The organism is Bacterioplanoides sp. (assembly GCF_965226395.1).
Lineage (GTDB): Bacteria > Pseudomonadota > Gammaproteobacteria > Pseudomonadales > Oceanobacteraceae > Bacterioplanoides.
Genome location: NZ_OZ245358.1, coordinates 1,554,652 through 1,570,543, shown reverse-complemented (window position 1 = coordinate 1,570,543; position 15,892 = coordinate 1,554,652). Strand labels below are relative to the sequence as shown.

Here is a 15,892-nt window from a genome sequence, read left to right as displayed (position 1 = left end):
CAACAGGATGTTGCGGTAGGCTGACAGGCACAAGGACGTGCCTTCCAGCCGGCGGCTGAAAAATATCAGTGTTGCTTACGGTGCTGTTTGAAGAGAGGCCTCTGCTCTGATGAAAACCCACAAAATAACCTTTCAGCCTAACGGCGTGACCATTCTCTGCCGAGAAGACGAAGCCATCGCCGATGCGGCGTTGCGTCAGGGCGTGATTGTGCCCGTTAGTTGTGAAAACGGAATCTGCCAGATTTGCCAGGGAGATCGGATCAGCGGTGAGCTAAATTTTCGCAACTCGCTCGGAGAGTCCATACTTGATAACGATAATCAGGTATTATGCTGCGTCGCCCAACCCAAGACCGATATTGAGATTGTTATGAATGATGTGTATGCGCCCAACCATAAACCGGAAGTGGCGCTGGCTTGCCAGATCCCCTCGGTCAGCTTGATGGCGGATAATATGTATCGGGTTGAACTGCTGGCTCCAGCGGGAAAATCATTCGACTACTGGCCGGGTCAGTATCTGATGCTGGATGTGGAAGATGAAAACGGCGAAGCCAAACAATTCCCGTATTCGATTGCCTCAGCGCCCGGTGATATGACCGGTGGCGACCGCCGTCGTCTGGAATTACATATCGCCGCGAACAGCCCAACGGCCGAAGCGGTGGTGAAGTTTCTGCAAAATGCCGTCGTAGTACGTGCGACTTTACCGGGTGGTGATTGTTTATTAACCCCGGATTTTATCCACAGCTATAAACAGCAACCGTTATTAATGGTGGCAGCGGGCAGTGGTTTCTCGCAGATGAAGGCGTTAATCGAAGGGGCGTTAACGCTGAATCCAGAGCAGGAAATTCACCTGTACTGGTCAAACCGCGCGGCCATTGGTTTTTATCTGAGTGACCTGCCACAACAGTGGGCCTATGATTACCCTAACTTCCATTATCACCCGATTATTGAACAACACACCGACGACTGGAATGGCCGCGCCGGTTGGATTTATCAGGTGATTCACGAAGATTTTGATGATTTAAGTCAGGTACAGATGTTTGCCTGTGGTTCACCGAATATGGTGTATGGCACGCTGGATCAGTTAGAAAAACTGGGCCTGACCCAGGAGAATATGCATTCGGACGTGTTTGCTTACGCCCCCCGTCCTGCTTAAGCAACGAGGGGGTAAACCTTACTGCCCTAAGGCCAGCTGAAAATGCTGGCAGGCTGAGGTTTCGTTACCTTCGGCCATCAACAGCTTACCCATCTCCGCGTGCAGCTCGGGCATGCCTTTGATTTTTAAGCCGGTTTGTAAGAACTCCCGGGCTTTATCCAGATCATCCTGACGCAACGCCAGACGGCCCAGAATCAACAGCAATATCGGGTCATTCGGGCGCTCGGTCAGTTGCTGTTCGGCAAACAACAGTTGCTGGCTGGTATCTCCATTTAAGCGACCATACAGACAAATCAGATCGTCATGCCAGACACTGCTGAGGGCGTTGCGCAGCTCCTGTTCCGCCAGCTTTTCCGCCCCTTGCTCCAGCAATAGTTCGGTGTAGCGTTTTACGATTGGCTGAGAGATGCGCATCGCGCGGGGCATCTGCTGATAAATATCTTTCAGCGATTGCACCTGAGTGCCACCATAACTGTGTGCTGCGCGTTCCAGTAGCTGCAATTGCACATTTTGTTCTAACTTGCTGAGTTCTTCGGCAGGAATCCGCGCCAGTTTTTTCAGCGTGGGTAACAGCTCGTTGAGTGACACCCAGTCTTCCAGTTCCTGATAGGTTTTGACAAGCAACTTCAGCACATAGGCGTGTCTGGGGTGTTTGCTACGCAAACGTAACAGCACCGCCAGTGCTTGTTCAAACTGCTTACGCGACTGTAATAACTGCACCTGAGTAATGCCAACGGCCAGTTCGGAGCCCTTGGTGCTTTGGCTGGCGGCTTTCAGCAATTCGTCGGTGGAATCGGTATCGCCCTGTTCATAAGCAGCGCGGGCGGCGGCCAGATAGTTAATCAGCGGCGTGTCTGAGTTTTCAGCGGATGAGCGCAACTGGCGCTCTGCACGTCGCCACTGACCCTGAGCCAGTGCCAGAAAACCACGAGTAGTCAGGCGGCGTGCACGGGCACGTCCACGTTCTTTACGCCATTCGTTAAAGCGCCAGTCGCTGCCCAGTAACAGCAGGCTGGCACGGATCACGATGTACATCACCACGGTGGTGACTGTAAGAATCAGCAGGAAAAACCATAAGCTGGTTTCCAGCGTATAAACATCCCAGCTTAACAGCACGTAGCCTGAGTCTATGCTGACCAGCGTGCCGAAAAACAGGCCGGCCAGTAAGGTGAAGATGAAACATAACACCAGTATTTTCATGCGCCGGGCTCCTGTGCTGCATCAGAAGCCACGCTGCCACGACGTTGTTGTTCAACCAGCTTTTGCAGAGTCAGCAAGGAGCTGCTGATATCCGGCACCTGCGGATTCACATCCCAGCCCTGCAATTCGGTTAATGACGCACGGGCGGCACGGGTGCGCTCGTCATCAATCATCAGGTATTCATCCAGCCACTCACTGATACGTTTCAGGCTGTGCTGATACAGGTCGGTTTGTTCGCGTAACAACGCCACCTGAGCCTGCTCCAGCATCAGATGCATGTTTTGTTGCAGATAATATTGCTGGTCGGGAGTCAGTGGCGCAGCAATGGGTTCATTGCGGGTGCGAATGCGCACCATGTCAGAAATACTGCTGCTGATGTGATGCCATAACTGCCAGTACCACACCTGTTGCTCCAGCACTTCAACCGGTTGTTGGCTGGCCGGCTCCTGAATCAGTTTCTCCGGCATCCACGGTAGGCTGGTCACTTGTTGTTGTAATGCCTGCAGGCGAGTAATGGCACCAACATTATCAATCGCCGGAACGGCGCGTAGTGCCAGCAGCTCACGGGCAATCTCTGCACGAACGCTGTTCATACGTGGGTTACGGGTTTCCAGTAATACATTATCCGCTGCGGTTAACATGCTGACAGCACCACTCCAGTCGCGCTCCAGCTGTAAGCGCTGATTGGCCAGACGCAGCAGGTATTCGGCCTCGGCTAACAGCCAGTCCTGACGCTCGGCGCCAGGTAATTTACCCAGACGATCGGTGTTGTGTGCTACTTGTTGTTGCAGGCTGTTAGCTGACTCAGTGAGCGCCTGTGCCTGAGCAACCATTTGTTGCTCCCGCTGGGCCAGTTCATCGGCTTTAGCCTGGGCCTGAGCTAAGCGGTCGCGTAACACGGCAATATCAGCCTGAGTGGTTTGTTGCTGGGTCCAGCCGAGATAACCGGCATAGGCCGCCAGTGCAAACAGGCCCAGCATCAGCACCAGGTTAATCCAGGAAAGAGGGTGTGGGCCGCTGCGCTGAGGCTGTTCGGCAGGGGTCAGCGTCGTTGTTGACGGAGCCTCGGCACTTGTGGTCTTCGTGGTCTCGTTGGCACTGGTTTTCTCGATATCGTTGTTATCGGCAGGCGTATCGTTGCTCACACTGGGTTCCTTTCATCACTTTGCGAGTGAAGTTAACGTTTTTATTGTTGCCGGCTAACCCAGTCTCGCAGCTGGGCCAGTACATCCTGATCACGGGCACTGGTAGCAACCAATACCTGTGGATAACCTTTGGCTCTGGCTTTTTCGGCAACCCGCTCACTGGGTACCAGAATGGCCGTTACCTGAGCAGCAAGATTGTCTACCTGCTGCTCGATAATATCCAGCCCCTGACCACTACTTAGTAGCAATAACGCCGGTTGTTGCAGCAAGGTCTGCCACTGTTGGCTGGAGTAAGGGATCTGACGACGTTCGTACAATTCGGCGTAGTCGACCTGAGCCCCGCGTTGGCGCAGCACGTTGGCCAGAGTTTCGCGCCCACCTAAACCGCGCCAGATCAGGATTTTTTCATCCTGTACCTGTTGCAGCGATGCCAGTTGCAGCAGCCCTTCGCTGTCATAGTGTTGTTCGGGCATCTGCACCGGATGTAACTCGGTTTTTAATTCATCGGCGGTGGTGGGGCCAACAGCATACCAGCGAATAGCTTCCGGTGGTTGTGGCCAGTAGGTGTCCAGCCATTGCAGCCCGCTTTGCGCGGCATTTTTGCTGATGGCAATAACGGCCTGGTAATGATCAATATTAAGCATCCGCTGGCGCAGCAGGCTGGCCTGTTTGTCATCCGCAATCGGCACAATCTCAATCAGAGGCTGATGCACAAGCTCAAACTGGGGAAAGTCAGCCGCAATAGCAGCCATAAGCGCCTGCTGCTGGCCTTCCGGGCGGGTCACAATAATGCGTAACGCATCTGGCTTGGGGGAGTCTGCCAAGGCTTATTTCACCTCGTGGCCGTACACTTGCTGCAGAATTTTCCCGGCACCTTGTTGCAGCAGGTGCTCGGCGGCGGCAATACCAATGGCTTCGGCATCAGCGGCCAGGCCATTTTGCCCGGTGCGCAGCATTTGAGCACCATCAACGCTGCCCACCAGGCCACGCAACGCCAGTTGCTCGCCATCCAGTTCGGCATAGGCCGCAATCGGTACCTGACAGCCGCCCTGCAGGCGACGATTCAGGGCTCGCTCGGCCAGTACACAAGCGGCGGTTGGCGCGTGAGCCAGGGGTTTAATCAGTTCGTGAACCGCTTCATCACCGCTGCGCCATTCAATACCCAAAGCACCCTGACCACCGGCTGGCAGTGATTGTTCTGATGGAATAAAACTGGCAATACGATCGTCCATTTCCATACGCAGCAGGCCCGCTGCAGCAAGAATAATGGCATCGAATTCACCGTCATCCAGCTTGCTTAAGCGTGTTTGTACGTTGCCGCGCAGGCTTTTGATTTGCAGATCCGGGCGCTGCTGTTGAATCTGACACTGACGACGCAGGCTTGAAGTACCAACAACCGCACCTTGTGGTAGTTCATCAATCGACTTGTAGGTGTTAGAAACAAACGCATCCAGCGGGTTTTCACGCTCACAAATCACACCCAGCTCCAGGCCTTCCGGGAATTCCATGGGCACGTCTTTCATCGAGTGCACGGCGATATCGGCATCGCCGTTGAGCATGGCGGTTTCCAGCTCTTTTACAAACAAGCCTTTACCACCAATTTTCGCCAGTGGAGTATCAAGAATTTTGTCACCCTTGGTGGTGAAGGTCACCAGCTCAATGATTAAGCCGTGGTGCAGGGCTTCCAGACGGGCCTTGATATGTTCCGCCTGCCACATAGCCAGAGGGCTTTTACGGGTAGCAATGCGCAGCGTTTTAATGGTTGAGGTGGTAGAGGCAGACATACACTTTCTTCGCTGATAAAAAATTACCCGCATGATACCAGCGCTGGGCCGGTATCAGAAATGATGTGGGTCGTGGTATTTACTCCACCGTCACACTCTTCGCTAGGTTGCGTGGCTGATCAACGTCGGTACCTTTGATCACGGCCACATGGTAGCTCAGCAATTGCAGTGGCAGGGTGTAGAGAATCGGCGCAATGATGTCGTCGCAATGCGGCACGGCCATCACCTGCATATTGCTTTCCGGGCGAATGTCGGCGGCTTCATCGGCAAATACATATAGCTCACCACCACGAGCGCGCACTTCTTCGATATTCGACTTAAGTTTTTCCACTAGGTCGTTGTGAGGTGCGACTACGACGATTGGCATTTCTGCATCGATCAGTGCCAGTGGGCCGTGCTTCAGTTCACCTGCGGCGTAGGCTTCTGCATGGATGTAGGAGATTTCTTTTAGCTTCAGCGCCCCTTCCATGGCAATTGGGTATTGATCGCCACGGCCCAAGAACAAGGCATGATGCTTCTCAGCAAATTGCTCGGCCAGCTTTTCAATGTCGCTGTTCATTTGCAGCGATTTATCAATCAGGCCCGGCAGGTGAGTTAAAGCATCGGCAATGCGTTTTTCACCGGCGGCATCCAATCCTCGACCTCGGCCAAGCGCAACGGTTAACAGTAATAAGCCAACCAGCTGGGTGGTGAACGCTTTGGTGGAGGCCACGCCAATTTCCGCACCTGCGCGGGTCATCAGTGCCATATCTGATTCACGCACCAGTGATGATCCCGGCACGTTACAGATGGTCAGGGACTTAGCGAAGCCCAGCTCTTTGGCTAAGCGTAAAGCGGCTAAGGTATCGGCGGTTTCACCACTCTGAGAGATGGTGACTAACAGTGAATTCGGCCGTACCACGGATTTGCGGTAGCGGAACTCGGAGGCAATTTCGATATTACAGGCCACACCGGCCAGTTCTTCGATCCAGTAACGGGCAGTCATACCCGCATGGTAAGAGGTGCCACACGCGATAATCTGTACCTGCTCGATATCGCTCAGATCGCCGAGTGCATCCAGATTTAACTGGTCGCCCACTAAGCGACCTTCGAGTGTATTGGCAATGGCCTGCGGCTGTTCGTAAATTTCCTTCATCATGTAATGACGAAATTCACCTTTATCGCCAGCGTCGTGCTCAACGGTGCTTTCTTTGGCTTCGCGTTCTACCGGCTGGTTGTTGAGGTCGTAAACATCAACAGTTTCACGGGTGATCTCTGCTACGTCACCTTCTTCTAAGAAGGCAAACTTACGGGTTACAGGCAGCAGTGCCAGTTGGTCGGAAGCAACAAAATGTTCGCCAATACCAAAACCAACCACCAAGGGTGAGCCAGAGCGAGCGACGACCATACGATTCGGGTCCTGGCGATTCACCACCACCATGCCGTAAGCACCTTCGAGCAATGTGCGGGTCGTCATCACCGCATCGCGCAGGGAGTTGGCGGTTTTTAATTCGCGTTCAACCAGATGGGCGATCACTTCGGTATCGGTTTGTGAGGTAAACACATAGCCCTGAGCTTTGAGCTCATCACGCAGGGTTTCGTGGTTTTCGATAATGCCGTTGTGCACCACGGCAATATCACCGGATACATGTGGGTGGGCATTGGCTTCGGACGGCTCACCGTGGGTGGCCCAACGTGTATGCGCAATACCGGTACCGCCGGGCAGAGGTTGTTCTGCTACCGCATCCGCCAGCGCCTGTACTTTGCCCAAGCGACGTAAACGGCCCAGTTGTTGATCGCTATTAATAACTGCCACACCGGCGGAGTCGTAACCGCGATATTCCAGACGTTTCAGGCCTTCTAATAAAATCTGTACCACGTCCCTTTGCGCAACTGCGCCAACAATGCCACACATAGGTTTCTTCCTTATTTAAATCTGTTCTGGCGTAACACGAATGACCTGCACGCCCTGTTGTTCTAGTTGGTGTTGATACTCGTCGGATAAACGTTCATCAGTAATCAGTTTTTCCACCTGATCCCAGGGCAGCTCAAGGTTGGGGATACGGCGATTTACCTTGTCCGCTTCGGCCAACACAATCACTTCCCGGGCTGAGGACGCCATCACCCGGCTAAGGCCCAGTAATTCATTAAAGGTGGTGGTGCCACGTTCAAGGTCGATGCCATCACAACCAATAAACAGCTGATCAAAATCGTAAGACTGCAGCACTTGTTCAGCGATTTGTCCCTGAAAGGATTCGGAGTGAGCATCCCAGGTACCACCTGTCATCAGTAAGGTGGGTTCGTTTTCCAGCTCACGAATGGCATTGGCGACAATTAACGAGTTGGTCATCACGACTAACCCTTGCTTGCGATTCAGCTCCGGGATCAATGCTGCGGTGGTACTACCAAAATCAATAATGATGCGGTTATGATCACGAATGCAGGCGGAAGCGGCGGCCGCGATGGCTTGTTTACGCTGCGATAGCTCTGGTTTTTGTGATGGCTGATCTTCGGGCAATAATTCCTGAGGCAGTGGAATGGCACCACCATAGCGGCGCAATAACATGCCGCTTTTTTCCAGTGTTGCCAGATCCTTACGAATCGTAACTTCAGACGTTTCAAAATCACGTGCCAATGCTTCAACCTGAACTTCGCCCTGTTCGGACAGACGTTGAAGAATGCTTTGGCGGCGTTGAACGGTATTTCGTTTGGGCATGGGATAAGGTGGATTTTAAAAAGAAGTTTCGGTTCGTAAGTTTGTAGGCGAAACTTTAACAAACCGAAAGAAGAAGGCAAATAAAAAAGCATCAAGCCAGATTGTTTTTGCCGCCGCCCCGAAGGGCCATCCCTGGCCCTGCCGGGCTACCGCAGCATGCTCACTCGCACATCCTTGTGCTTCACCCTCTGGGCAGCGTTGCTGTGCAAAAGTTCTATCCTGAACTTTAGTGTTGCTGCTCAAAAAACAATCTGACTCGATACTTTTCGGTAGATCAACCAATGATACAGCGGTTACGGCCTTCGGCTTTGGCCTGATACAGCGCTTTATCGGCGCGTTCAAATACCGTTTCGCCGTCTTCCAGAGAGTGGAATTCGCTAACACCAAACGACATGGTGATTGGGACCCGCTCTTTGCGGAAATTAAATGGGCTGTTTTCCACTTTTGTGCGCAGTTTCTCCATCGCGGCCAAGGCTTCTTCGGCGTTGGTTTCCGGCATCAGGATGACAAACTCTTCGCCCCCATAACGACCAATAAAATCAACATCGCGTAAAGACTTGCGCATGGCTTTGGCTAATAATTGCAAAACTTTATCGCCTGCGAGGTGGCCATAGTTATCATTGATGCGCTTGAAATGGTCTACATCGGCAACAACCAGCGTAAGCGATCCACCATAACGGGCTTTACGGGTCAGCTCTTCATCCAACCTCTGCTGATAGGCATCGCGGTTGGGTAAACCGGTTAAACCATCGTGAGTCGCACGACGTTTGTGCTCTTCAATAATTTGCCGGGCCTGACTGGCTTCCTGCTCCATTTCACTCAGGCGTGCCTGAAGCATTTCCAGTTTTTCCGCCAGACGTTGCTCGCGTTTGGTTTCGTCTTCCTGATACTTTTCCATGGCGCGGACAATCAGCGTCAGATGCTCGCGAACACTGGAGCCCAGTTCTCCCAGATCTTCTGAGCCAGTGACCACAGAGCGGATATCGGCAATCTGGTCGCGTACCAGAGCGTCCAGATCCTGGCGGGCTTTTTCGCGTTCTGCCTGACCGCTGGTAGCATCTGTGACCAGAACCTGAATGGCCTGCAGGCGTTGATCCAGATTCTGCAAGAAACGCTCAAATTCCTGCTGGCCACTGCCTAAGCAATCGATCAGAAATTCAGCGGTATCTTCCAGCAGCGGTACTAATTCGTACCAGTTCAGCCCTTTGCCTAAGCGAGTTTGTAAGCTGGTGGCGGTACCGGTCAGACGATCAGGAATCACCAGTTGAGATAACAGATTGATCAGGGTGTCGGACACTTCCTGAGCAATATGAGAAAAGCCGGGTTCTTGTTCATCACCTTGCTTTTCATCCTGCAGGGTGACTTCGGTTTCTTCCTCAAACTCTTCATTGTTGGGTTTAAACCAGCGTTGCCACCATTTGGACTTGGGTTCGTTGTAACCTTCCAGTGTCGCGACTTCGCCAACAATCTGAACCCAGTTCTGCAGCTGGGTGGTATAGCCAGACCAGCTTTCTAATTCAGAGCTGGCCTGTTTGCGCACCTGTTTAATGCGTTTTAACAAAGGACGAGGCAGGGGGCATAGCAACAACTTGCTGGCAACATCATTCAGTTGACCCAGCAGCACTTCGGCCTGAGCGGAATTTTGTGATTCGAACCGCTGTACGGCACGCTCCAGCTCATCCATGGTTTTGTTCATGCCCGTGGCGCCGGGCTTCAGGGCGTCACGCAATGCTTTGAGCGGAGTGTCGACGGTTGACGACTGACCTTCAGCGAGCAGAGAAACCATTACCAGACCACGACGGTAGTTATCCAGATCTTCTTCGCTGGAGCGTTTCAGTTTCTCGTGGTCTTCAATCAGGTTCAGATACTTTTCACGCCAGCGTCGGGCTGAGTCAGAACCGGCTCCCTTGGCCATGGGTACTCACCTTGTTGTTCAAATCATGTGCGTGGAAGTATAGAAGATGCAGACAAATCTGCTGATTAAAAACAACTTTGTTAATAATGGAGGGTGGGCGGGGTAAGCTGTGGGGTTTTGGCAGGGATAAGATCGGCAGCCAGACAGGCCACCAATCTTTGGTCAAGCTTAGATGATTATCGATCTGATAAGGCCTGACGTTCTTTTTCGATCAGATAATCCACTACTTTCAGCATCTGGTTCTGACCACCTGCTGTTTGAGCGGTAACAACGTATTTACCTTGTACGATCAGTGCTGGTACACCAGTGATTTTGAACGCACGGATACGCTGGTCGCCTTGCTTCATACGGCTTTTAACGGTGAAAGACTCATACGCTTTATCGAAATCTTTTGCTGAAACACCCGCTTTTTTAACCAGAAAATCGCGCTGATCATCACGATCCAGCAGACGTTGTTTTTCGATATGCAGAGCACGGAAAATCGCATCATGCACCTGAGGTAATACACCCAGTACATCTGCTACGTAATACAGCTGTGCATGAACAACCCAGGCGCGACCAAACATTGCCGGAACACCCGTGAAGCTGACATCCGCTGCCAGTTGTTGTTTCCACGGCTTCAGGACACTTTCCAGGTGGAAGCAGTGTGGGCAGCCATACCAGAAGGCTTCTTCAACGTGGATTTTGCCATCGGCTAATACCGGAACGGGCTGATCCAGTACCGTGTATTGCTTGCCTGCTTCATAAGGTGCAGCCTGAGAGAACGAAGCCGTGAGCAGTACCACTGTCGCCAGCATCCATTTCTTAACCTGAGAAAACATATATTGCTCCCGTTGTTGCGGTCATGGTTGTAAAAGAAAGAATTCGCATTCTTGCATAAAAGAGGGAGTTGCGCCCACTAACGGCTATGAAAAGCTTGGTAAAGCCGGACTGAATCAGGATAAGCGGCCTTATGCTTAGATTGCAGGCATAAAAAAAGCGGCCGAAGCCGCTTTTTCTAAGAGCTGGCGATTAACGCAGGCCCTGAATGTAAGATGCAACTGCTTCGATCTCAGTCGCATGCATACGCTTAGCGATATCACGCATAACACGGGTGTCGCCATCGTTCTGACGTTGCTCCATGCTGAACTTGTTCAGCTGAGCTTTGGTGTAGTCAGCATGCTGACCCGCCAGACGTGGGAAACCTGCGTTTTCGATACCCGCACCTGCCGGGCCATGACATGCCAGACAAGCGGGAATGCCTTTATCTTCAACACCGGCACGGTAAATACGCTGACCCAGTTCAACTAGGTTTTCATCAGCGCCACCGGCGGTCGGTGCCTGAGAAGCATAGTAGGCAGCCAGATCGGCAATATCTTCATCGCTCAGACCTGCAACAAACGCCGTCATCTCAGGAACCTGACGTTTACCGTCACGAATGTCTTTGATCTGTTTGTTCAGGTAGCGTTCGCCCTGACCAGCCAGTTTCGGGAAGGTGGGAGCCAGGCTGTTACCATCAGCGCCGTGACAGGCACCACAGGTGGCGGCTTTGGCTTTTCCAGCGTCTGCATCACCAGCGTGAGCAACAGACATCAATCCGGCAGAAACGATCAGGCTAATCAACAGGTTTTTCATCATCAGGTCCAGGTTATAAGTAAATTCGTTGTCTTACTTCGGCGCAGCCATATGGTTGATCAGTTGCTTGTACTGATCAGCGGTACAATCCATGCACAAACCGCGTGGAGGCATTGCACCTTTACCATTGGTCACACTGGCGACCAGTGCGTCCATACCGGTTGCCATACGTGCTTCCCAGGCAGCCGCATCAAAGGCTTTAGGGGCACCGGCAACACCCGCAGCGTGGCACGCTGCACAAGCTTGCTTGTACTTAGTATCTACGTCGAAAGCGTTTACGTTTGCACTCATCGCTACAACTGCAGCGGCCATCACAGCTAATTTTTTCATCTTGTGAGTCTCTCTCTATTGCTCATTTTTAGAAGCTTAGCCTCGAACTCATCGCCCTGTGATAGAATGAGAGCGTCATCCAAAGGCGATGCATTATATAACATTAAATTCAGGGCGGTCATTACGTTTACCTTATGTTAGATCAAGAATCATTGACCTACACCAATACACACTTCGTTAAAAGTGCGGCAAAACTGAATCAATGCCCCATGGATGTGTTGCGGGAAGTCGCATTTGCCGGGCGTTCGAACGCCGGAAAGTCCAGTGCACTGAATACGCTTACCGGCAATAAAAAGCTGGCGCGTACCAGTAAAACGCCTGGCCGTACCCAGCTGATTAACTACTTTCAGATCGCAGAAACGCCGTTATGTCTGGTGGATTTGCCCGGCTATGGCTTTGCCAAGGTACCGGTTGCCAAGAAAAATGAATGGCAAAAAGAGCTGGGTAACTATCTGGATAAGCGTGAAGTGCTGGTTGGGCTGGTGCTGCTGATGGATATCCGCCATCCGCTGAAAGAGTTTGATAACTCCATGCTGGATTGGGCACGGGAAAAGCAGATGCCAGTGCATATCCTGCTCACCAAGGCCGACAAACTCAAGCGCGGCCCGGCGCAGAATACCTTGTTGCAGGTAAAGAAAGCCGTCAAAGACCTTGGCGACCTGGTGACAGTGCAAACCTTCTCATCGCACAACGGTGATGGTCTGAAGATTCTTAAGAATCGTTTAAACAGCTGGTTGCTGCCTCCAGAAGCCGACGCAGAAGAAGACTTAGCCGTGGGTGTGCCCGATCCGGAATAACGCCTTCATTGCTGTATTGCCTGAGCAGAAAGGGTCAATCGTATGGTTGGCCCTTTTTTGTTTTTCTAAGCTATGAATTGAATGTTTTTGATTGTAAAAAACAATTAACTTTTTTGTCTGCGGAACCCAAAACCCGGATCAGCGTCTATAGTGAATATATTCCCGCTGGGAACAGAATGGTGAAAAGCCATTACTTCTCCATAGGTAGTTCTTTTTCTTCGGTACTTCCCCAATGATCCGAAGTTGACCCGGTAGTTCGCCCCCAATGACTATCGGGTCTTTTTTTGCCCCCTTTACTCAACGAGCTATTTACGTTGCCTTTGTCTCTTTTAGCTTCCAGTAAGTCATTAATGCCAATATCTCTTCACCCTGTTGCGCCTGATACTGACTAAAACCTGTTAACAGGTGCAGGTCATAATCTTATCGGAGTGATGTGATGTCTAAGTTGGTGAACGAAAAGGATCTCGAATTTTTACTGTATCAGGTGTTTGATGCTGAGCAGCTGACTCAGATGGCGCGATTTAGTGATCACGATCGCACCACGTTTGATGGCATTCTGAAAACATCGGAGCAAATGGCGGAGCATGATTTTCTGCCGCATAACGCCAAAGCCGATGCGCAGGAGCCACAGTTTGACGGTGAAACCGTTACCACCATTCCTGAGGTAAAAGCCGCCTGGAAGCATTTCGCCGAGTCCGGCCTGATATCGGCCCGCCATAATTTTGCCGATGGTGGTATGCAATTGCCATCCCTGATTCATGCCGCCTGTAATGCCTATTTTCTGGCTGCGAATCCATCAACGGCGGGTTACCCTTTCTTAACCAGCGCGGCGGCGAACGTGATTCATGCTTTTGGCAGTGAGCAGCAGAAGTCTACCTTTCTGCCGCCAATGTTTGATGGTCGTTTTGCCGGAACCATGGCTTTAACCGAACCGGATGTTGGCTCGTCGCTGGGCGACCTGACCACCAAAGCCATTCCTCACGCCGATGGCAGTTATCGTATTAAAGGCCAGAAAATGTATATCTCTGGTGGTGATCAGGATATCACCGAGAATATTGTGCATTTGGTGTTGGCACGCATCGAAGGCGCTCCGGCCGGTGTAAAAGGTATCTCGCTGTTTATTGTGCCGAAATTTTTAACCAATCCCGATGGCTCCCTGGCCGGACGTAACGACGTTAAACTGGCTGGCCTGTTACATAAAATGGGTTATCGCGGCACTACTTCTACTGTATTGAACTTTGGTGAGCAGGATAACTGCCATGGCTATTTAATTGGCGAAGCCAATAAAGGCCTGTCGTACATGTTCAAAATGATGAACGAAGCGCGTATTGGTGTTGGCCTTGGTGCCGCCATGATTGGCTACCGGGGTTATCTGGAATCACTCGATTACGCCCGGAACCGCCCTCAGGGCCGCCATATCGATAATCGGGAACCGAATTCCAAACCTATAAATATTGTTGAACATGCGGATGTAAAACGTATGTTGCTGGCGCAAAAAAGTTATGTCGAAGGCTCGCTGGCATTATGTTTATTTGCCTCGCGGCTGGTGGACGAAATGGAAGGCGAAGTTGATCAGAGCAAAGCAGAAGACAGCGCTATTCTGCTCGATTTATTAACGCCTATCGTTAAATCTTTTCCGTCTTATTATGGCCCGCGTGCGAATGACTTAGCGATTCAGGTGCTGGGTGGTTCCGGTTATATCCGCGAATATCCGGTGGAGCAGTGTTATCGCGATAATCGTTTAAATCCAATTCACGAAGGTACTCATGGTATTCAGTCTTTGGATTTATTAGGGCGGAAAATGTGGCAATACAATGGCAAAGGCCAGCAACTGCTGCTGGCGAAGGTTAAACAAACATTAAGGTCTGCCATTCAGAAAAGGCCGCTAACCCCGCTGGTTGAAATGTATCAGCGACATCTCACCGTATTTATTGAATGTGTTATGGCTTTAGGCCAAAAACTGCAACAGGGTGAGGTTGAACAAGGCTTGGCTAACTCGGCTGTTTTCCTGGATATGATGGGCAAGATGGTGATTGGCTGGTTGTGGTTAGAGATGGCTGACAAAGCCGTTGAAACGTTTGCTGATTCTGATGTGGAAGAAGACCAGCAATTCCTAGCTGGCAAACTACAAGCAGCGCAGTATTTTATGCGCTGGGAAATGGGTGAGATTAATCATCAGGCCAAATTATTAACGACGTTTGATACCACTTGCTTGGATATGCAGGCGGATTGGTTTTGAGGGTGTATAAAAAATAGATGTTCATTATTATGATGGATCATAATAATATTCACCAATGTAAGGTCAGATGTCATTAAGTAGTTAAAAATATGGAGAATGTAGAAATTGAGTAAAATTTTAACGGGAGAGTGCTTGTGTGGGCACGTAAAATTCTCGATGAATGACAATTTTAAGGCTTTCTATCATTGTCATTGCAAACAATGCCAACAATTAACAGGCTCGGCATTTGCTTCAAATATATTCACAGATCCAGATAATATAGAATGGGTTAGCGGTGAAGGTAATGTTGTTACTTATGAACATCCAGAAAGAGAGTTTTCTAAAGCGTTTTGCAGAGAATGTGGTTCAGCGCTGCCATTTGTTAATAAAACTAAAACATCACTTATTGTGCCAGCAGGCTCGCTAAATGAGATGCCAGATATAAAACCTCAAGCCAATATATTCTCATCAGAAGAAGCGTGTTGGTTAAAAGAAGGGTTAGAAGCTAAAAACTTTAGTGGCTTTCCTGAATGAATATATTATTAAACCAATAATATAAGGTACTCGTTTAGCCGATAGGAACGGTCTGGCTGTCAATAGATAAAATTATTAAGGTATACGAATGTTATGGAAATATGTATGATCATGAAGGATTATATACCTCTTATATCTGTTGTAGTGGTTGTCATTGGCTGGTTCGTAAATAATATTTTATCTCGCAAGCATGAAATAGCTAAAAGACGATTGGAGTACCGCCTCGGAGCTCTCGAATCATTTTTACCTGTTTGGTTCACAATGCAAAAATACGGAGCGCCATTTGAGGCTGATCCTGATTTGTTAAAAAAAATTGAAACTGCTCGCTCTAATATTCAACTTTACGGAAAGCAAGATGAGATTGATGGAATTGAGAGGTTTATCGAGTGCCTTGAGAGTAACGATGTTGAGAATGGAGTAAAAAATTTACACAAATTTATTGTACTGATTAAATCAAGAATCAGGGGTGAGTTAAATATAAAATAACAAGACTGCTGATATAGTAGT

At 50.4% G+C, this 15,892-nt stretch carries 15 protein-coding genes; 5 read left to right on the top strand and 10 right to left on the bottom strand.

The features are described from left to right. The first annotated feature begins 109 nt into the window (after positions 1-109). Positions 110-1,153, top strand: coding sequence for a 2Fe-2S iron-sulfur cluster-binding protein (locus tag ACO05E_RS07135; RefSeq protein WP_419812293.1), 1,044 nt, complete (start codon positions 110-112; stop codon positions 1,151-1,153). An 18-nt stretch (positions 1,154-1,171) separates the two neighbouring features. Here ACO05E_RS07135 and ACO05E_RS07130 read toward each other — a convergent pair whose 3' ends face one another. The 10 genes from ACO05E_RS07130 to ACO05E_RS07085 all read right to left on the bottom strand — a co-directional run bounded on the left by ACO05E_RS07130 (position 1,172) and on the right by ACO05E_RS07085 (position 11,836). Further along, positions 1,172-2,353: a heme biosynthesis HemY N-terminal domain-containing protein gene (locus tag ACO05E_RS07130; RefSeq protein WP_419812292.1), complete on the bottom strand. Its 1,182-nt coding sequence runs from the start codon at positions 2,351-2,353 to the stop codon at positions 1,172-1,174. Continuing rightward, a complete protein-coding gene (locus tag ACO05E_RS07125; RefSeq protein WP_419812291.1) occupies positions 2,350-3,498 on the bottom strand; it encodes a uroporphyrinogen-III C-methyltransferase in 1,149 nt (382 codons plus the stop codon). The genes ACO05E_RS07130 and ACO05E_RS07125 overlap by 4 nt, the downstream gene beginning before the upstream one ends. Before the next feature lie 41 nt (positions 3,499-3,539). Then, positions 3,540-4,322, bottom strand: coding sequence for a uroporphyrinogen-III synthase (locus tag ACO05E_RS07120; RefSeq protein WP_419812290.1), 783 nt, complete (start codon positions 4,320-4,322; stop codon positions 3,540-3,542). A gap of 3 nt (positions 4,323-4,325) precedes the next feature. Further along, positions 4,326-5,282 (bottom strand): hydroxymethylbilane synthase, encoded by a 957-nt coding sequence (gene hemC / locus ACO05E_RS07115; RefSeq protein WP_419812289.1) that lies wholly within the window; start codon positions 5,280-5,282, stop codon positions 4,326-4,328. A 79-nt stretch (positions 5,283-5,361) separates the two neighbouring features. Continuing rightward, the gene (glmS, locus tag ACO05E_RS07110; RefSeq protein ID WP_419812288.1) at positions 5,362-7,176 is read right to left on the bottom strand and encodes a glutamine--fructose-6-phosphate transaminase (isomerizing); all 1,815 of its coding nucleotides are present in this window, start codon (positions 7,174-7,176) and stop codon (positions 5,362-5,364) included. 15 nt (positions 7,177-7,191) lie between these two features. Further along, positions 7,192-7,977, bottom strand: coding sequence for a DeoR/GlpR family DNA-binding transcription regulator (locus ACO05E_RS07105; protein ID WP_419812287.1), 786 nt, complete (start codon positions 7,975-7,977; stop codon positions 7,192-7,194). Between the two features lie 274 nt (positions 7,978-8,251). Next, entirely contained in the window at positions 8,252-9,892 is a 1,641-nt protein-coding gene (locus ACO05E_RS07100) for a GGDEF domain-containing protein (RefSeq protein ID WP_419812286.1), read from the bottom strand. A gap of 176 nt (positions 9,893-10,068) precedes the next feature. Further along, complete coding sequence (locus tag ACO05E_RS07095) at positions 10,069-10,713, bottom strand: thiol:disulfide interchange protein DsbA/DsbL (protein ID WP_419812285.1); 645 nt, start codon at positions 10,711-10,713, stop codon at positions 10,069-10,071. 190 nt (positions 10,714-10,903) lie between these two features. Further along, positions 10,904-11,506 (bottom strand): c-type cytochrome, encoded by a 603-nt coding sequence (locus ACO05E_RS07090; RefSeq protein WP_419812284.1) that lies wholly within the window; start codon positions 11,504-11,506, stop codon positions 10,904-10,906. Between the two features lie 33 nt (positions 11,507-11,539). Then, positions 11,540-11,836 carry a c-type cytochrome gene (locus tag ACO05E_RS07085; protein WP_419812283.1) on the bottom strand — a complete coding sequence of 99 codons (297 nt, stop codon included), beginning with the start codon at positions 11,834-11,836 and terminating at the stop codon, positions 11,540-11,542. A gap of 134 nt (positions 11,837-11,970) precedes the next feature. On the opposite strand from ACO05E_RS07085, the gene yihA reads away from it, so the two are divergent. The 4 genes from yihA to ACO05E_RS07065 all read left to right on the top strand — a co-directional run bounded on the left by yihA (position 11,971) and on the right by ACO05E_RS07065 (position 15,871). Continuing rightward, a complete protein-coding gene (gene yihA / locus ACO05E_RS07080; protein ID WP_419812282.1) occupies positions 11,971-12,633 on the top strand; it encodes a ribosome biogenesis GTP-binding protein YihA/YsxC in 663 nt (220 codons plus the stop codon). 436 nt (positions 12,634-13,069) lie between these two features. After that, the gene (locus ACO05E_RS07075; RefSeq protein WP_419812281.1) at positions 13,070-14,872 is read left to right on the top strand and encodes an acyl-CoA dehydrogenase; all 1,803 of its coding nucleotides are present in this window, start codon (positions 13,070-13,072) and stop codon (positions 14,870-14,872) included. 156 nt (positions 14,873-15,028) lie between these two features. Continuing rightward, positions 15,029-15,385: a GFA family protein gene (locus ACO05E_RS07070; RefSeq protein WP_419812280.1), complete on the top strand. Its 357-nt coding sequence runs from the start codon at positions 15,029-15,031 to the stop codon at positions 15,383-15,385. A 105-nt stretch (positions 15,386-15,490) separates the two neighbouring features. Next, positions 15,491-15,871: a hypothetical protein gene (locus ACO05E_RS07065; RefSeq protein ID WP_419812279.1), complete on the top strand. Its 381-nt coding sequence runs from the start codon at positions 15,491-15,493 to the stop codon at positions 15,869-15,871. Positions 15,872-15,892 lie beyond the last annotated feature (21 nt).